The organism is Ralstonia sp. ASV6 (genome assembly GCF_016429285.1).
GTDB classification, from domain to species: Bacteria; Pseudomonadota; Gammaproteobacteria; order Burkholderiales; family Burkholderiaceae; genus Ralstonia; species Ralstonia flaminis.
The window spans coordinates 21,353-39,600 of record NZ_JAELUI010000043.1 but is presented as its reverse complement, the minus strand read 5'-3'; the positions used below and the strand labels follow the sequence as shown (position 1 = coordinate 39,600).

The following is an 18,248-nucleotide window of genomic DNA, read 5'->3' as shown; positions in this document are numbered from 1 at the left end:
ACGCAGATCTGCCTCGACCATCATCTGGCAAAGCTGTTCGAGCGTGGTTTGCGGCTTCCAGCCCAGTTCGCGGGTCGCCTTCTCCGGAGTGCCGATCAGAAGATCCACTTCAGCAGGTCGATAGAACTTGGGATTGATCCGCACGACGATCTTGCCCGATGCAGCATCGATACCCACTTCCTCCTGGTCCTTACCCTGCCACTTCACCTGAATGTCCGCAGCCTTGAACGCCATGGTGACGAAATCACGGACAGTTTCGGTGCGGTTGGTTGCCAGCACATAGGTATCGGGCTTATCGGCCTGCAACATGCGCCACATGCCCTCGACATACTCCTTGGCAAACCCCCAGTCGCGCTTGGCCTCCAGATTGCCCAGCTCCAAGACATCGAGCTTACCAAGCTTGATCTTGGCGACCGAGTCCGTGATCTTGCGCGTCACAAACTCGCGGCCGCGAAGGGGGGACTCATGATTGAACAGTATCCCGCTGCAACCAAAGATGCCGTACGACTCACGATAGTTGACAGTAATCCAGTGGGCATACAGCTTTGCCACGCCATACGGGCTGCGCGGGTAGAACGGGGTGTCCTCCGCCTGCGGAACGGCCTGCACCTTGCCAAACATTTCCGACGTGGAAGCTTGGTAAAAGCGAATCGCCGGGTTGACGATACGGATAGCTTCCAGCAGGTTCAGCGGGCCGATACCAGTGATTTCAGCTGTCGTAACCGGTTGATCGAACGACACACCAACAAAGCTCTGAGCAGCCAGGTTATACACCTCAGTGGCACCAGTTTGCTGCAGCAGACGGATGCTAGCGCTGAGGTCGGTCAGGTCGTACTCGACCAAGTGCAGATTGGGGTGATTCTGGACGCCGAGTTCCTCGATACGCCAGAAGTTTACGGAACTGGTTCGCCGATAGGTGCCATAGACAACGTAGCCCTTATCGAGCAATAGTTCGGCGAGATAGGCACCGTCTTGACCAGTGATACCGGTGATAATTGCAGTCGTATTTTCTTTACTCATTTGATTCTTTCTAGTCAGTCAACATATTTACTTCAGTATCTCAGGGGTCTTTGGCCATTTCCTAGCTTGCCCACGCTGCTTACAGGGAGCCAGCCGAAAGTCTTTCAGCGCACCCCAACTGCGACGCCAAAAGCTGGCCCAATCGCTCTGCACTTTGCGCCCAAGTCTCCCACTTAAGTCCTGCGATATCCGGCATCTGTCCCCGCGCCCTGAGCTCCAGCCACACTCGCACAGCCTGACCGAGATCAACCGCATCAGTTCCGCCGAAGTAATAAGCCGACGCTCCGGCAACCTCACGAAACACGGGAATATCGCGCGCAATGATAGGAAGACCGTGCTGAGCCGCCTCAATCAAGGGTAGCCCATAGCCCTCCCCTTCCGAAGGGGCCAGCAAGCACGAGGACGCAGCATAAATACGGCTCAGGTATTCATCGCTGATTCCCTCGAGCCAGTGGAGACGCTCACCCAGTTCTGGACAATCTCGAATACTTTCGACCACCTCCGGGATCGTTCTGCGCTCATGCTCGGGCAAACCCTTCCAACCCTCATGACCAACGATCACCAAATTCACATCGACACCAGCGCTCCATAGCTGCTCAAAAGCTCGAAGAGTCTGCAGATGGCCCTTTCGCGGCTCTATCGTACCGACCATCAGAAATGTGGGGCGAGAAGAGAGATGTTCCAGAAGAGTGCCCGCGCCTTCGGGCAGGCCCATCGTCGGGAAAGAAGCTGACACGTCCGCGCCATGGTGGGACATCAGCAATGTTGGCAAAGATTCGTTGCCGGGAGGAGGATTCTCCCGCAACCAATCGGATACCGCCTGTCGCACGTCATCAGAAATACAGATCAGCATGTCCGAATTCGCACAAATGGCCGTTGTCCAAGCCTTGTGCACATCATGGGCCCACGGCGGAAAGAACTCCGGTCGAGTGATCGGCAACAAATCATGCACCATGAACCCAACTTTCGCTCCGCTCACCCGCCAATAGTTGTATAACCCTTGCCCCGCTGCCCGGACCACGCCATCAGAAAAAAGGTCCAGCGCGATCAAAGCGTCTCCGCGCACAGGAATCACGAGTTCGTCCTGCGCCGGCACCAACTGGAAACCCTGCTGCGACGACAGATACGTTTGGGCCCTACGTACGTGCCACTGGTCGTTCTCCTGGCTAAGATAGACAGGCACCACGTCACAGCTTTTGGGTGGGTTGAGCAGCAACTCCCGAAGTAGGGCCCTGGCAACTCGCTCAATGCCTGTCTTCAAGTCGTTTCGCGCCGTCGCAGATACATCCACATAAATATGCGGCTTCCGGGCGAGGAACAGCAGTTCGGCAGCCTTCTCTGCAACGCCGTCCTGAACATCAGGTGTGCACTCTGGGTAGCTCGCCCAAAACTCAACAGCTGCCTGACGCTCGCATTGCGTTCGCTCGGACCTCAAAACCGCCTCTATCGCCTTGGCATAGCCAGCAGCAGTCTTCGCGGGAGCATGATTAGCCTCAACATATGCGGGACCCATGAGCCGCAATTTAGCCCTCAACTCCGCATCTCCATATAAGCGCTCCAAGGCGGCAACCAAATCGCCGACGTCGAATTCGTCTTCCAGCTTCAATAGGGTGTCGTTGGGATACTCCGCCATCGGACCGTTAGCATTTACCACCAGAGGAATGCCATGGGCGAGACAGTCGAGTACCGTGCGTGACGTCTCTCCGCGAGAATGCGTACGCAATTGCACCGCCATATCGGCAGAAGACAGATAGTCTTTGAAGGTGTCGTGGTCTGCGAAGCCGGTAATCTTGATGCGAGCGCCGCCATCAATGTCGGCGATTGCTCCATCAATACGATTACCATAATCCGATTCGTCCCGCCCCCCGACAAAAACCAGCTTGCAACGCTTGTCGCTTGCCAAATTGGATCGACCCCAAGCCTCCAATAGAACGTGATTGAGCTTGGTGTAGTCCATAAAACCTAAAGCGCAGACTACAAAGTCATCGTCTGTATAGCCCAAGGCGGCACGTGCTTGCTTGCGCTGCACATTCTTAGCACACGCTCGATGCTGACGCACCACGCTAAGCTTTGGTGCAAAAGCATCGCCATAGTACTTACAAATCAAATCACGGCTATATTCTGAATGGATCACGATACCAAGCGCGTCTCTAATCACGTCGTAGCTACAGGGCCACTCGAGTTTGGCCGCGTGCTCGCCTTCGCGCGCCAAGTACTCAAGCGCGGCATAACCATGTGAGTCCAACAAGGACTGCTTAAACGCGTTGTAGCGATATCCAGAAGCCTCCATCCACAATTTCAGGCTGCTAAGATAAAAATCATGTAAGACGACCACACCGGGGTACTGCTTCATCAAGTCCAGCATGTGAACATGAAAAGGCGAATTCCCCATCTGGTAGACAATACGCTCAAACTCACCTGCATGTTGTTTGAACCAAGAAATACTCTGCACGGCTATGCTTGCATTTCCGGGAATAGGCTGCACCGCAGTCTGATCCGAAATTACCGTAATATCATAGAGTTCGGCAAGCGCGGGAATCAGATCTGCAACGTAGTCTGCAATACCGGTGCGTTCAGGGGGTAATGGTGTGACCAGCGCTACACGCGATTTCCTTAGGAGCTCGCGATTAATGGTTTTTCCCGCATCACGGCTCGATCCACGTCCGACCCGCTCCTCAATGGCACCCAGTGCTCGCCGCGCCGTCTTATCCCATGAGAATTCTCCCGCCTGCTTTACCGCATGCTCACGCAGAGACTGACGAAAGTCATCGTCGGTCAGCGATCTAATCATTAAATCGCATAGTTGCGAAACTGACGTGGGGTCAAATAGGGCATCTTCGCGACCAATGACCTCAGGCACACTTGTCTTGCAAGAGCCGATCACCACTGCGCCGCAAGCCATCGCCTCCAGCGGCGGCAGACCAAAGCCTTCATGCAAAGAAGGGAACACGAAAAGATCGCACGCTTGGTAGAGCAAGCGCAGATCGGCATCCGAGACATGACCCAACACGAGAAGCTGGCCGGGAACGAGTCCCGAGTCGATGGCGATCTGCTGAATTTCGTGAATCTTTTCCTTTTCTGCCCCCCCCACTAAGACTAGTTGATACGTTTCCCTCAACTCCGCAGGCAAGGCCGCAAAAGCACGTACCAACTGACCGAAGTTCTTCCGTGGCTCAAGGTTGCCGGCGGACATGACGAAGCGCTTCGCAATTCCAAATTCCCCTCTCAGCTGGGCTAGATCGATCGGCCCCTCAGCCGTGCAGAAGTGAGCATCACATGCAGAGGACATATTAACTATGTGCTCCGCAAGTTCAGGCAACGCCGCAGCACACTCTTGCCTGGAGTAGTCAGAAATTGACAGCAGAAGATCGGCGCGCTTTAGCGAAGCGATTTTCCGGCTGTAGTAATCTTTATAATGCGCTGGCCAATTCGGGTCTGGATTTAGATAAGGAATCAGATCGTACAAAGTGACGGCCGTAAAAGGTGTATCTCCCAGCGCCCCCACCGAAGTGATCGCGTCATCAACAAATCCCTCGAACAAACTGGTCAAAATCACCGCATCCGGCGCCATGGATGAGATCAATCGCTCCCGCGCCAATTCCGCAACTCGCGCACGCCCTGTATTAGCTGTGTCAAATTCAGCGACCGGGCCCTCAGCATCAAAGACCACGATATCATTAACATCGACTTGACCAACAAACTCTTGCCGAAGTTCCCTCAAGCCCTCTGAGTAAAGACCATTTAGAAGAAGTTTGATGGAATGATCACCACGGTTTCGAACGATCGCCTTGGCAAGGGCAACCGAGTATCGGCCGATTCCTCGAAATCGACTGGCAGATTGACACCCCTGCAGATCAAGTATAATTTTCACGGCAATTCAGAGCAAAAGGTAAAATCGTTACATCAGAAAAGCGAACGATAACAACGGACAAGTTCCGGAATTGCTTGCGGCCAGAGCAATCGGCTACGGGCCGCCCAGATGGATTTTTCCGTAGATGAAACCGCAACCTCTGCAACCCCAGCCCGCATAGACTCGTGGGACCACGGATCCACGTACGTTACTGAATCACCGAAGTATTCAACGGTCGAGCCCACCTTGGTCAGAAGGACACGAGCCCCCAAAGCAGCCGCCTCGATAGCTGCGATGCTTGGAGTTTCCAGAAGACTGGGCATTGCAAAAAATTCGCAGCCGGCCATGGCGGATCGCAACATCTCCGACGCGTAGGGCAAATTACCAATAATTCGTAGCTGCCCCCCCCCCGCCTCCATGCAGGCATCCGCGTAAGACTGATTGCGGATAGTTCCGGCGATGACAAAGAGCACATCGGGCCGCGCTTCGCGCAAAACGCGAAGAAATTCAAGTTGATTTTTTCTTGGCTCTATGTTGGCAACATTCAGGACATAGGAGCCATCAATACCAAACGCAGCTCTAAAGAGCGCAGGATCTACTGGAACAAGGAAGTCTGCCTCGGCCGCATTGTAGACGGTGTGAAATTTCTCGCGCGGAAAACCGTATACGTCACTTAGAGTATCAGCCTCCATGTTGGAATTCACGATGATACGGTCAGCCAATTCAAGGACGTTCCATATTGCCGCATGCGGGTAATTCTCCTTTGTCTCCTGCGTCACCCAAAGGTTGGGATTAACGACAAACTTGAGTCCCCGCTTTTTGGCATAGTCACACATCTCGATAATACCCGGCATGACAGAAAACGCATGGAAAACCTGGTACCGATCAAGACTAGGTTTCCACATATCGTATAGATCTGCCTGCACCCCAAACCGAGGCAAATGATGGGCGTAAGCAAGTAATTGGCGCTCACCGCCCCCAGGGACATCCATGGCCCATGGATAATTATAAAACAGTGCCTTCAAGATCGAATCCCGAATATTTATAACTGCCAGCGCTGGTCGATTTCTTCAATATTCCCTACGATTGATTCCAAACCGTTTGCATTAACCAGTCACGCCCCGTGATTCCTGATGCCTGATCAGACAAAAGAAAGGCGACGAGATTCGCCACTTCGGCGGTCGTGTTAAAACGTTTAAGCTCAAGGGGCCGGCAAATATCTTTGTAAAACTGCTCGAAAGTTACCCCCTCCTCCACAGCCATACGATCCACATCGATGTATGACATCTCTGTCCCCACCCAGCCAGGACAAACCGCATTCACTGTAACGCCTTCGGCACCAAGCTCCTTGGCCCAGCACTTGGTCATCCCAATCAAACCAAACTTCGAAGCGCAATAGGCGGAATAGCCTGCCCGTCCCTCCTGGCCGAGCTGAGAAGCAATGTTGACGATACGACCAGGTCTCGAAAGATGTGGGAGCAACCCTTTTGTCAACAAATAGGGACCAATAAGGTTGACACCAAGCACTTCATCCAACGGATCATCGCCGGCATCGGCTATGGAAAACGTCTTGCAGATTCCCGCATTGTTCACGATTCCCCACAACGGATTTTTCCAGCTTCCGATAAACCGGCTCACAGCGACACGGTCGCGAAAATCCAGCACAATGATATGTACATTTGCTTGTTGCGCTACATGTGACTGCCGCAAGCGTGCAAGAGAAGCCTCACTACTCACTACCAGATCCAGAGCATATCCCTGCTCAGCCAAGGTTTCCGCGATACCCAGACCAATGCCGCGACCGGCACCCGTCACCAACACACGTTTCATTTGCCAACGCCCCAGAATGATTCCTCCCCACGCATTTTTCCAAGCGCTGACATAAGCTGTTCAGCAGATTCCCGCCAAGAATGTACTTTAATACTATTCACGCATGACACTGAACCGGTATGAGAGCTATGCAACCATTCCCGCAGCAACGCACGCAGCTCTGCATTTGATTTTCCCTGAAAGTATGTTGCACCTGCTCCGCATATCTCCCTGAACACTGGGATATCACGCACAATTAATGGAACACCAAAGCGCGCAGCCTCCACCAATGGGAGGCCAAATCCTTCGGCTAGCGAAAGTGCTAGTAGAACTGATGCGCTGGAATAGATTTCGCGCAAATATTCATCACTAATGCCATCCAGCCAGAACAATTTTTTCCCGAGCTCCGGATGCTCTTTCAGGCGCTGCGCTAGGCGTTCAATCTTCCACCCCTCGCGCCCCACCATCACCAAGTTGACATCTGCCCCCTCGGCCCAAAGACCTTCGACCGCGTCGAGCGCAAGTTCATGGCCTTTTCTCGGCTCCAGGGTTCCCACCATAAGAAAGGTCGGCGCAGCACGGAGTCGACCAAGCACTGACGACACATCCTGCGGCAAACCCTTGGTCGGCACACTCTCGCTGATATCGGATCCGAGATAAAAATACCCCAGCTGAGGGAGCTCAGCGCGCCTCGGTTTGTGCGTTTCCAGCCAGCGCCTCACATCCTGACGCACCGAATCGGAAATGCAAATCAGGCCATCCGCCTCTTCGCTAGCACATTCGAACCAATGGGAGAATAAATCCAAATAATCATTTCCTTCGAACCAAGCATTTGTACCTTCGAACCACTCGGGGTACATTAACGGCACCAAATCGTACACGACAAAATAGATGCAGACGCCTTCACCACGAAATCGAACCAGTTCTTGGCGAAGGCTCGGCGTAATGTTGTACGCCAAATCCACGCTAAGGAAAATATCCCCCTGCAAAGGTTCAATGTTCTCCTCAGTAATACCACGGTCACCCGACAACATTGACGGAACCGAACGAAACACCCCAGCCACACCATCGCCAACCACCGGCACCACTTGCCAATCTGATGGACAACTACGGCTTACTGCGAGAAGTAAGGCACGCGTAACGCGCTGGATTCCGGTGCCCTTATCGAAACCAGCCAGTTCCGTCACGTCGAAGAACAAGCGATGACCCATACAGAAGCCAATTTTCAGTATTAAAACCTACGGATGCTTGCCCCTTGTCAATGACCAAGTGAGCAAGCAAACTTGCCCGCGCCTCAAAAGCTTGGGCGCGGCCTCACAAGCATACGATTCAGCTCAGCGCCTGGCGGCGGTTACGCTCAATCGCCGCGAATATTACATCCTGCTCAATGTAATGGCCGAAATTTCCGGTCGTAGTAGGGGCCATTACCCCCGCGGTCCTCACAAGGCCCATATAGGCTTTTCCATTTAAGAAATGCTTGTCGTAGCGAATCTTTTCCCAGAGATCAGATAACGAAAATGCATCTGGAACGATTGTGGGCAACCCGATGCGCCTAAAGACGTCGTAGTGCAATTCCACTGTTTCCTCATCGGACAAGCCGAGCAGCAGTGCTACCTCCGCCGATACACACATACCGATCGAGATCGCTTCTCCGTGGTACACCTCGCCTTCGGACAAGTGCTCCACAGCATGCCCGATAGCATGGCCATACTGCTTCAGTGTTTCATCGTAATCTGAATCAAGGTCACCGCTCATGACTTCGAGCTTGAGCTCGATCGACTTTGCGACAACTTCAGAAAGAAAATCCGGATCGACCAAGTGCTCGCTATTCGAGCAAATGAACGAGAGAAACGCCGTGTCCTGACAGATCGCATGCTTGATGGATTCAGCCAAACCGTCGCGAATCAGGCGTACGTCCAGCGTGCGCAATACCAGTGGGTCTACGATAATCTTGGACGCCGGATAATAGCTTCCGATGAGATTCTTGCCGTGATCGAAGTTGATCGCCTGCTTGAAATCAATAGCAGCATCCACCTGAGACAGCAGGCTCGTTGGAAAATGAACTAGCCCGATCCCACGATAGAGTGTGGATGCAAGGAAACCGGCGAGGTTGTTCACAACACCGCCGCCAAGACTGAAGATCACTGAGTACTTATCAAAGCCGTAGTCGAGAGCCTTCTCAACAAGCTGGGAATACCACCGGAAGCTCTTGGAACCCTCGTGTGCGGGAACGACCAGGGTACGGACGGAACGACCAGACCGCTCAATACACTCCAGCACCCGACGCAGGTACAGCTTCTCTACATTCTTGTCGGTAACAAGAAGGTGTTTGGATTCCTTCCGAATATGGTCAAGGACACCCATCGTATCCAAATGCCGAAGGGCGTCTTTCCGGACAACAACTTCGCTTTCCAACCTTCGATCGGCGTGAAAATTGAATTGGCGTGGCAAATTGGTTTCGCTCATACAGATCTTATTGCGCGGCTTGTCATCTTGCGCTGGTTCGTTTCCGGGTTAGCGTTAGGCTCGCAGTTTCAGCACTCGCACCAATGGCTCAAGACTCTGCGGTAGCAGATGCTGATTATGGATATTCCGCTGCAACTGCGGGGACACAGGCGCACTCAGTGCGGCCTCCACCCCGCGCTGAATGGACGAGGTCGAGATCGGATCCACTTGGTGCACCAGGTCGCCAAAATGCTCCTGAGTCCACGCTCCCGCCGAAAGCACCAAGGGTATGCCAGCCAATCCAGCTTCGAAAGCCGAAAACCCGACAGGCTCGAGTGACACTTCAATGTATGCCTCGCATCCGTGAAGGGCGGAGCGCAGCATTTCCGACTTGGGTTGCAGATAGGGCAGAAACTTGAAGTGGCCTGGTGCCGCCTTCACACAGGCCTCGTAGTAGGCGCGATCTCGATAGTCACCAATGAAAACTAACGGGATCTTCGAATCCCGGAGTGCGTGGATCGCAGACAGCTGATTTTTGCGTTCTTCGATAATGCCAACGCTAAGCAAATAATCGCCCAGCTTGTAGGTGTCCCTGAACAGACTTCCGTCGATCCGCTCTTCAAAACAGGAATCGACACCCCAACGGCAGTACGCCACCTTGGACGCGTCCAGTGACACATACTGGGCGACGTTCTCATACTCAGCCTTCGACTTGAAGACAACTACATCTGCCAGTTTGAAGAATTCGGCCACCGAGTTCCTGTCAGCTTGGGACGGCTCCTTAGCCCACCAGACACTGGGCAGCAATACCAGCTTCTTGCCCGCAGCCTTCACTTCCCGGACGAATTCCATCCCCGTTGGCACCACGGAGTAATGCAGGATCACGTCATATTTACTCAGCGGCAGCGACGTCGAACCATAGATATCAGCGCGAACGCCCAACTGCCTCAGGTTCGTCAGCAAGTCGACAAGTTCGAGCTCGCCCCCACCGCGATACAGAAACGCGGTCGGGTAAGTGGTGATCAGTACTCGGGAATCACTCATTCAGTACTCCGGTTTATTGTTCCGAGATCAACTCTTCAATTCTGCTTGCTAACTGCGGTCGCGTTCCGGCCAAACATACTCCAGCATCTTCAGCGTCCTGGCATCCCAGGTGTTTTCGCCGACATATGCCTTCGCCTCGGCATGGCTCAGTTTGCCGCGAGCAAGTTGTCGCTCGATAGCGGCCACAAATTGTGCCGCGTCGGCCCCAATCTCGAGTCCTTGCGACTGATGCCGAGTGAAATCCAGCGGTGTCGACACAACCGGCAGCCCCGCTGCCAAGTACTCGAAGTACTTCATCGGGAACATGGAGCGCGTGTAGTCGTTCAGCTGTGTCGGCAACAGACCAACACTCATACCCCGCAAATATCCAGGCAAATCAGCGTAGCTGCGGTAGCCAAGGAAATGCACATTGGGCCGCTCGCGCAAGCGCGACACAAACTCACTGCGCTGACCTTCTCGCTCCTCGCCAATGAACACCCATTGCCAATCTGGTCGCATGGCCACCGCGGCAAGCAGCAGTGCGAAGTCCACCTTGAAATCCGAAAGCACGCCGTGGTAGACGAGTCGCGGTCCAGGTATCACTGCCAAGTCCGCAGGAAGTGCCTGCGCGCTCAACGCCGTGCCAAAATGCTCCGCATCTACCACGTTCGCAAAAAAATGCGTATTGGCGTTGTGCGGACGACATTGCTCAAGCAGCGCGACCGCTGTGGTGAAGACGGCGTCACTGCGCCCCAGCAGTTGCTGCTGCGCCCGCCTGAATGCCGCCACGTCCACACCCGGCACAGCAGCGAGGTCGTCGACACAATGATAAACCAGGGGGCCATGCTGCAAATTCTGCACAGCAGGCAGCATGAACGGATGATAGGTCCACAATATGGGCCGGCGACAAGCATGCTTTTTAGCAAAACGGCCGACGCTCCAGCGCAGCAACGCCTGGTTGAAGCCGCGCACCAGCGGCCAGTGGTGCATAGCCGGCACCATCAATGGAGAGAGCACCCAAAGGTTCGATTCGCGCTGCGGCGGTGCGAAGAGGGTCGAGCGCAAGCCGCGCCATAGACGGTGCCATATTCTCGACCAATCCTTGCCGCTGGACATCCTGGGGGCGCGCAAGCCGACGCTTTCCACATAGAGCACGCGCCAACCTTGCCGCGCGAGAGCACGCGCGGTGTGCTGCTTGTTGGTCCAGTACGGCTCGTCCCAGTCCGCCGTCGAGAACAGCACACAGTCACCAGGCGTCACCGTAGGTCCACGCCGCTCAGCCACGGAACACCTCAAGCGGCTCGCTCAGCAACTTTGCCGCGGTTTGTACGGCGTCAATGCGGTCATTGAGCAAATTGCTGCGGAGTGCGGTATTGCCCAACGCCAGCTTGGCAACCTCAGGCTGTACCCCCATTACCACCAGAGCACTCATTGCCGCCCCGCCCAACCTTGCGCCGACTGGCATTCCCGATGAAACTCCACTGCCAATTGCAGTGCGGAGTCGGTTGCCCTGGGCATTACCACGCGGTACTCGCCCTTTTCCATGACGATCTCGGCTGCCGATTTGAACTGTAGGAAATCCAGCGCTGCTTCCTCATGCAGGAACAACGGTTTAGTCGCCCGGTGCCGGATATAGGCAATGAACTTATCATGGGCATCCACGCGGGTTGCCTCATCGGGCCAGCCATACTGATAGCGCTCGGAGAATGGATGGTCCAGATAACCGAACAAGGTCCTGCTTTCGAAAGCGAGATCAAACGCCTCCTTGAACACAGCGAGTGGATCGCCCTGGGCCAGCATGCAGTCACCATGCAGCATGCATTGCTGACTATGGCCAACGAAACCAATAGGCATGCCTGCCAGCGTGCCGCCGCGGGCGATCAGGAACTCAGGATCGTTACGGATGATGCCACCAATGCAGCCGGCATAACCAGCATCCGCCAGCGCTTGCAGCGCATAAAACGGACTCTGATGAAATGGCGAAACCGCATAGCGCACAGACTTGCCGGTCACGGCCTGCAGTAGCCGTGCAGACTCATCGGCCTCTGTGAAGGCGGCCTGATAGCTTCCACCCCAATTCGGGGCGTGCGTAGCGGTATGTGACAAAACGGCTCCGCCATCGGCGACCAGTTCTTGCAGAATGCCGTGATGCTCCTGGCGGCTCAGGTTTGATGTATGTACCGCAAGCGTGAACGGAATGCCGAGTCGCTGATACAGTTTCCACAAGGGGCGAGCCGACTCGACGTCCTCATCACAATCGAGCCGCGAGGTAATGACGGCATCGTATCCCCAAGGAATCTCGCTGAGAACGGGTTGACACGGGAGCGATGCGGTGCGGTGCGCAGAGAGGAAATTTTCAACCAACCGCCATTCAAAGGAGTCAATTGGACCCACAGGTCGATTGAACCAAAGCAAGCTGGATTTCTCGCTGTCCCAAAGCGCGGCATACGAAAAGCGCTGTTCCTCGTTGATGAAGACCGACGCCAGTTCAATTGCCGCTGGCACATTCAGCGCCTGGGCCACCCCCCAAATTGATCCACCAACGCGAATGGCACCATAACCGAGGTTGTTCCATTCGTCTGCGAAGTCGAAGCGCTCGAACGGCCTGAACCTCGCCTTTGCGCCGAGACTGCAGGCGAGTTCCCGGTAGCGCACGGTTGCGCGACTCTCGCTTACCGCATAGCTGGCCGCGAGTTGGCTGCGAGCGGCGCCAGCGAGATCTGCAGGCCATTCATCCGATCGACATTGAAGCCGTTGCGCAATTAGGGATGGCATGCGGCCGAACACAACGAGCTTGCTGTTGCCTTGGTCCATCCAAGCGAGCAGATCCGCGCCCCACTCATCCGGCACATCAACCGCCACCACGATGGACGCGGTAAATGAGCGCAAGGCGCTGCGCGAGAGCGGCCATGCCTGGCTGGCAGTTACCGAGCGACGCAGGGCTGCGAGCACGAGATTGCCTGCTTCGCTGGCCGTCGAAGAGAACAGCACGCCGATCATGCAGTCACCACGTGGCGAAATTTGGCCCGATGACCCACGCGCAACAAATCGCCATGACCAACGTAGGCGATAGTGAAGGCATCCTTCCAGTACCCGCGCAGCTTCCTGGTCGTCTCCTCCTCGCTTGCCCACGGTTCAAGCACAATGCGCAGTGTGGGGGGGGAGGTCCGAAGGTCGATCTGGAATTCCTGAATGCCGCCAACACGGTGATCCAACATGTCTTGGATATGGTGTGTTGCGTGTGCAGTACCGTTGATCGGTACAACGTCATGGATCCGGCCCACAACATTGGTCAGGAAAAAACCGTTGTCACGCTCTTCGACACGCGCAAGATCACCGGTGGTATAGCGAATCAAAGGCATCAAACGATTCCGGAAGCCGGTGAAAACGAGTTCATTGGCACCATCAATATCGCCTTCCAGTAGGCGGTTCTCGGCCCAGCCCTCCGAATCGAGGATCTGGAATCCGGCTTCACGACCATCCAGCTCGTATGCCATCACGCCAAGCTCTGCTAGACCATAGCGATTGATCACGCGGCAACGCAGAGCACGCTCGATAACTTCCCGCGCGCCGTCCTCCAGCAGTTCGCCACTGGATTCGAAGACCTCAAAGGCTTTACCGCCTCCATAGCGGCGCTCGACATAGCATGCCAATGCGTACATTGTCGAGGGATGGCCATGCGCAAGAAATGGCCGGCGACGCAACAGCGTCTGCCAGATTTCTTCGAGCCCCTCATCGTCGATACGATCAAAGAAGATATTGCTTCGATTCATCGCGAAGCATTTGAAATCTTCCCGCGATGGCCACAACGGAACCGTCTCATCGGGGAAACGGCATGCAAAATGCAATTCGGAGCGATAGCGTCGCTTGCCCGCGCGCAAGCGCGCGTAAAACGTGACCGCCGAAGAATAGTCCGCAGCCTCTTGGTCATAAAAGATCGTGCAAGACAGTCCGGTTGACCCTCCGGTCTTGCACGCGTGATGCCTGACTTGTTCCAATGAACGGGAAAATAGCCGCGCCCCTTGCTCGCGAATAACGTCCTTGGTCAAATATGGCAGGTCCTCAAGGTAACGGGGATCCTTTCCTGCTTTGAGAGGATCAAACCCTCTGGCCTGAAACACATCGCGATAGTACGGAACTTCCTGGCCGGCAAACTGCAGAATGTTCGACAAGCGCTGCAAGGCAATTTGACGACGTTCCGTGAACGATTTTAGATAGTGCAACCGTAACTCAGCCACCTTCGGGGAGACGCTGCGCTTTTCTCTGTTCTCCGCAATGGGGTACGCGACATACGCGCCGACAAAACCTTTGACCGTCTTGAAAGGCTGATGTCGGAACAGCGATTCGCCATACCGAAGCAAAGGGTGGTCAGCTCGCATCTTCAATTTGATATGCCTCTTGGGGCGTGAAGTCTCTCATCTTCACGCGATACGTTTTCAGGCGGAGTGCCGCGTAATGGATTCAGATAGTGCATCGGACTGTTTGCTCAAAACCGGTTCGTCCGCGATGATCCGCCCATGTTCCAAGCTGATCTTGCGCGTGCAGACGCGTTCGACCAAGGTGGGATCGTGCGTCGCCACGACCAGAATGGATGCGGCGCCAACGAGTTCTTCAAGTCGTTTAGTAGCCTTTGCGCTGAACTCCGCATCGCCCACGCTCAGCCACTCATCCATGATAAGGATATCGGCCTCCACACTCGTCGAAATGGCGAACGCAAGCCGGAGCATCATGCCGCTGGAATAAGTGCGCACCGGCAGATTCAGGTATTCGCCCAACTCACTGAAATCGGCTATCTCATCGATCTTGCCTCGAATACGGGCCGGCTTGAGACCGTCAAGGATGCCGCGAAGATAAATATTCTCGAAGCCTGTCGCATCCGGATCCAGACCCATCGACACATCCAGCAATGATGCAACCTTGCCACGCATATGGAGTTTTCCACGCACAGGAGCGTAGACGCCGGACAATGTTCTGAGCAGTGTCGTCTTCCCCGAGCCGTTGTGTCCGAGCAGGCCAATCCGCTCGCCATCGGAAAAGCGAAAACTCAGCCGGTCAAGCGCAGTGACGACAGCGTGCCGCCCCGCGTCCTGACCAATCCGACCACCAGTGGTCAGATTCAACACCGCCTTCTTGAGCGAGCGGTGAGAATTCTCGTAGATCGGAAACTCGACCGAGATTTCCTTGGCAACAATCGATGAAGTCACAGTTATTAAAGCCAGTAAGGTATCCGGTTGCGGTAACGCTGCATTAGGAATTGGGCCAGTGCGAAGCCGGCCATCAGCAGGCCGAGCGACCAGACCCAGGACTCCCATTGAATGGGACGTCCGGTAATCGGCGCGCGAACCGTCTCGATCAGGTGGTAGAGCGGGTTGTACTCAGCAATCCAGGCACGGCCCTTCAAGATTTCTGGCGACCACATGACTGGCGTGAAGAAGAACACTATCTGGATCAGATTGGCCACGATCGGTGGAATATCGCGAAAACGCGCACACAGGATGCCGAGCGTCACACCTACCCATATGCCGTGCAGCAGAAGCAAACCTAGCCCTAGCGGGACAAGCAAAAACTCCCACTTTGGCCAGCGTCCAAACCCAACAAGCAGGATTACCACCACCGGCAAGCTGTGCAACAGAATCGCAAAGTTACGCCAGGCAATGCGGCACACGTGGATGCTCAGAGGAATCCGCATCTGTTTAATGAGGTATGCCGACCCAATAAAAGCCATGCAGCCTTCATTTGCAACGGTTCCCAGGTACTGCCATATGACTAGGCCGACGGCAAGATACGGCAGATAGTCACGGATTTCCTGGTTCAGCAACGTCGAATATAGCGCCCCAAGGACGACCACCATCAGCGCCGTACTGAGCGTGAACCAGAAAGGCCCAATGACAGAACGGCGATAACGCTGCTTGATATCGTGCCATCCGAGCGTGCCCCAAATCCGACCCGCGCAGACGCCCATCAGCAGGTCATCGTTACCGCTATGTTGAGCCAGATCGACATCTGGCCGGCGATCCGCAGCTATTTCCATATCAGGCACGGCCGTACTTGTCCTCAAAGCGAACGATGTCATCTTCCCCAAGATATTCACCGCTCTGCACTTCTATCATCACGAGGTCAACCACACCGGGATTCTCAAGGCGATGCTTGTGCCCGGCCGGGATATAGGTCGATTCATTGGTGCTCACAAACAGTTCGCGCTCACCGTTCACTACTTTCGCCATCCCGCTGACGACGATCCAATGCTCGCTGCGATGGTGATGCATTTGCAGGCTCAAACTGGCGCCCGGCTTGACTTCGATACGCTTAATCTTGAAACGCGGCCCCTCTTCGAGAATCGTATAGGTGCCCCATGGACGATGCACCGTACGGTGCAATTTGTGCGCCTCGTGGCCTCGCGCCTTAAGTTCTGCGTAGACATGCTTGACGTCCTGCGCACGGTCCCGGTTGGCCACCAGCAGCGCATCAGGCGTGTCAATGACTATCAGGTTTTCCACGCCTACTGCGCCGATCAGTCGATCACTGCTCGACAAATAGCAATTGGAGACATCGTGCAGAAGTGCCTCACCTTCGACCCGGTTTCCATTGCCATCCGGGTTGACCAAGTCCCCTACCGCAGCCCAGGAACCAATGTCGCTCCACCCGATACTGCAGGGAACGACAGCAGCTTCACTGCATTTTTCCATCACCGCGTAGTCAATCGAGTCCTCAGGCACTGCACCAAATGTCCTCGTCTCCAGTTCTATCTGCACCCAACCGTTGCCTTCAGCCACGCGGGACTGCTTGAGGCATGCCCGCGTCGTTTCAAGAATTTGCGGGCAGTGCTGTTGCAGCTCTCGGAGAATGCTCTCAGCGGTAAAGCAGAAGATCCCGGAGTTCCAGAGAAAGCGGTTGGATTCGAGATACTCCCGAGCCTTGTCAAGTGAGGGTTTTTCGACAAACCGCAGCACCTTGTCGCCATTTGCCTCGATGTACCCGTAGCCGGTTTCCGGCGTCTCAGGGCGAATGCCAAATGTAACGATCTTGCCTTCGCCAGCGAGGCTTAATGCCTTATTAACCGCCTCGGAAAACGCATCCTGATTTGCAATCAGATGGTCGGCAGCAAGGATCAGCATCATGGCTTTCGGGCCATGTACTTCTGCCACACGCAATGCAGCAGAAGCGATCGCGGCAGCAGTATTACGGCCAAATGGTTCCAGAATGAATGATGTTGCGCGGTTATCGCGATTGATTTCGCGGTACTCATCAGCAACCTTGAAGAACAGGTCCCGATTGGTGACAGTGAGAATCTCATTGACACCAGGCAGTGCTGCTGCCCGCAGGAACGCCTTCTGCAACAGGCTTTGACCGTCGGCAAGCCGCATGAACGGTTTCGGATGCGACTCTCGAGATACAGGCCACAGACGCGAACCGGCACCACCACACAGAATAATAGGAATCAAACTCACTGCTTCCTCTCAATAGGTAATCAATCTACAATCTAAAGTACGATGAGTATCTATCCAACTGCAAGCCCAGCCTAGCTCAGGCGTTTCCCAATGCAGTCGCATATATCTCAGCGTCAACAAGTTTCCCGCCGGCAGCATCCTTGGCGGCCAGAACGGGCGATTCGGAAACCGGCCATTCTATCCCCAATGCGGGGTCGTTCCATGCAAGCACTCTCTCGTGCTCCGCATACCAATAATCCGTCGTCTTATATAGGAATTCTGCAAAATCCGAAGTAACGACAAATCCATGGGCAAAGCCTTCTGGTACCCACAACTGCCGCCTATTCTCCGCAGACAACGTAACACCAACCCATTGACCGAATGTCGGGGAGTGTTTCCGCAAATCGACGGTGACATCAAATACCTCACCAGCAACAACGCGCACGAGCTTTCCTTGCGGATGCTGAACTTGATAATGCAGTCCACGTAATACATTGCGCGCTGACCGAGAATGGTTGTCCTGCACAAACTCGCGCCGCAAACCAGTGGCTTGTACGAATTCCCTCGTATTGAAGCTTTCAAAAAAGAACCCACGCTCGTCGCCAAACACCTTTGGCTCAAGGACTAGGACACCGGGAAGCGTGGTGGGGGTTACCGTCAGTTTCATGTGGCAC

At 54.7% G+C, this 18,248-nt stretch carries 15 protein-coding genes; all 15 read right to left on the bottom strand.

The genetic code is table 11. From position 1 onward, the window contains the following. The coding region (gene gmd, locus JHD73_RS10885) for a GDP-mannose 4,6-dehydratase (RefSeq protein WP_199030304.1) at window positions 1–1,020 on the bottom strand (1,020 nt) is incomplete at its 3' end. Window positions 1,021–1,099: 79 nt separating this feature from the next. Next, a complete protein-coding gene (locus JHD73_RS10880; RefSeq protein WP_199030303.1) occupies window positions 1,100–4,891 on the bottom strand; it encodes a glycosyltransferase in 3,792 nt (1,263 codons plus the stop codon). Between the two features lie 32 nt (window positions 4,892–4,923). After that, the gene (locus JHD73_RS10875) at window positions 4,924–5,895 is read right to left on the bottom strand and encodes a glycosyltransferase (protein WP_199030302.1); all 972 of its coding nucleotides are present in this window, start codon (window positions 5,893–5,895) and stop codon (window positions 4,924–4,926) included. 55 nt (window positions 5,896–5,950) lie between these two features. After that, window positions 5,951–6,700 (bottom strand): SDR family NAD(P)-dependent oxidoreductase, encoded by a 750-nt coding sequence (locus JHD73_RS10870; protein ID WP_199030301.1) that lies wholly within the window; start codon window positions 6,698–6,700, stop codon window positions 5,951–5,953. Continuing rightward, window positions 6,697–7,878, bottom strand: a complete 1,182-nt coding sequence (locus JHD73_RS10865) for a glycosyltransferase family 1 protein (RefSeq protein ID WP_233176887.1) — start codon at window positions 7,876–7,878, stop codon at window positions 6,697–6,699. Before JHD73_RS10865 ends, JHD73_RS10870 begins: the two co-directional genes overlap by 4 nt. A 130-nt stretch (window positions 7,879–8,008) precedes the next feature. Further along, window positions 8,009–9,145: a 2-deoxy-scyllo-inosose synthase gene (locus JHD73_RS10860; RefSeq protein ID WP_199030299.1), complete on the bottom strand. Its 1,137-nt coding sequence runs from the start codon at window positions 9,143–9,145 to the stop codon at window positions 8,009–8,011. Window positions 9,146–9,199: 54 nt separating this feature from the next. After that, on the bottom strand, window positions 9,200–10,168 hold the full coding sequence (locus tag JHD73_RS10855) for a glycosyltransferase (RefSeq protein WP_199030298.1): 969 nt from the start codon (window positions 10,166–10,168) through the stop codon (window positions 9,200–9,202). A gap of 48 nt (window positions 10,169–10,216) precedes the next feature. Next, window positions 10,217–11,431, bottom strand: a complete 1,215-nt coding sequence (locus JHD73_RS10850; protein WP_199030297.1) for a glycosyltransferase — start codon at window positions 11,429–11,431, stop codon at window positions 10,217–10,219. After that, window positions 11,424–11,579: a hypothetical protein gene (locus JHD73_RS10845; protein ID WP_199030296.1), complete on the bottom strand. Its 156-nt coding sequence runs from the start codon at window positions 11,577–11,579 to the stop codon at window positions 11,424–11,426. Before JHD73_RS10845 ends, JHD73_RS10850 begins: the two co-directional genes overlap by 8 nt. After that, on the bottom strand, window positions 11,576–13,147 hold the full coding sequence (locus JHD73_RS10840) for a polysaccharide deacetylase family protein (RefSeq protein ID WP_199030295.1): 1,572 nt from the start codon (window positions 13,145–13,147) through the stop codon (window positions 11,576–11,578). The genes JHD73_RS10845 and JHD73_RS10840 overlap by 4 nt, the downstream gene beginning before the upstream one ends. After that, window positions 13,144–14,526, bottom strand: a complete 1,383-nt coding sequence (locus tag JHD73_RS10835; RefSeq protein WP_199030294.1) for a phenylacetate--CoA ligase family protein — start codon at window positions 14,524–14,526, stop codon at window positions 13,144–13,146. The genes JHD73_RS10840 and JHD73_RS10835 overlap by 4 nt, the downstream gene beginning before the upstream one ends. A gap of 57 nt (window positions 14,527–14,583) precedes the next feature. Continuing rightward, entirely contained in the window at window positions 14,584–15,351 is a 768-nt protein-coding gene (locus JHD73_RS10830) for an ABC transporter ATP-binding protein (protein WP_368735531.1), read from the bottom strand. A gap of 5 nt (window positions 15,352–15,356) precedes the next feature. Next, window positions 15,357–16,178 carry an ABC transporter permease gene (locus JHD73_RS10825; protein ID WP_199030306.1) on the bottom strand — a complete coding sequence of 274 codons (822 nt, stop codon included), beginning with the start codon at window positions 16,176–16,178 and terminating at the stop codon, window positions 15,357–15,359. Between the two features lies 1 nt (window position 16,179). Further along, window positions 16,180–17,595: a mannose-1-phosphate guanylyltransferase/mannose-6-phosphate isomerase gene (locus JHD73_RS10820; RefSeq protein ID WP_199030292.1), complete on the bottom strand. Its 1,416-nt coding sequence runs from the start codon at window positions 17,593–17,595 to the stop codon at window positions 16,180–16,182. A gap of 76 nt (window positions 17,596–17,671) precedes the next feature. Further along, entirely contained in the window at window positions 17,672–18,241 is a 570-nt protein-coding gene (rfbC, locus tag JHD73_RS10815; RefSeq protein ID WP_199030291.1) for a dTDP-4-dehydrorhamnose 3,5-epimerase, read from the bottom strand. Window positions 18,242–18,248 lie beyond the last annotated feature (7 nt).

What these genes read in the sequence shown, in the direction of transcription:
- JHD73_RS10870 (WP_199030301.1), bottom strand. Translation starts at nt 6,700, where the DNA reads ATGAAACGTGTGTTGGTGACGGGTGCCGGTCGCGGCATTGGTCTGGGT.
- JHD73_RS10860 (WP_199030299.1), bottom strand. Translation starts at nt 9,145, where the DNA reads ATGAGCGAAACCAATTTGCCACGCCAATTCAATTTTCACGCCGATCGA.
- JHD73_RS10855 (WP_199030298.1), bottom strand. Translation starts at nt 10,168, where the DNA reads ATGAGTGATTCCCGAGTACTGATCACCACTTACCCGACCGCGTTTCTG.
- JHD73_RS10845 (WP_199030296.1), bottom strand. Translation starts at nt 11,579, where the DNA reads ATGAGTGCTCTGGTGGTAATGGGGGTACAGCCTGAGGTTGCCAAGCTG.
- JHD73_RS10840 (WP_199030295.1), bottom strand. Translation starts at nt 13,147, where the DNA reads ATGATCGGCGTGCTGTTCTCTTCGACGGCCAGCGAAGCAGGCAATCTC.
- JHD73_RS10835 (WP_199030294.1), bottom strand. Translation starts at nt 14,526, where the DNA reads ATGCGAGCTGACCACCCTTTGCTTCGGTATGGCGAATCGCTGTTCCGA.
- JHD73_RS10825 (WP_199030306.1), bottom strand. Translation starts at nt 16,178, where the DNA reads ATGGAAATAGCTGCGGATCGCCGGCCAGATGTCGATCTGGCTCAACAT.
- rfbC (WP_199030291.1), bottom strand. Translation starts at nt 18,241, where the DNA reads ATGAAACTGACGGTAACCCCCACCACGCTTCCCGGTGTCCTAGTCCTT.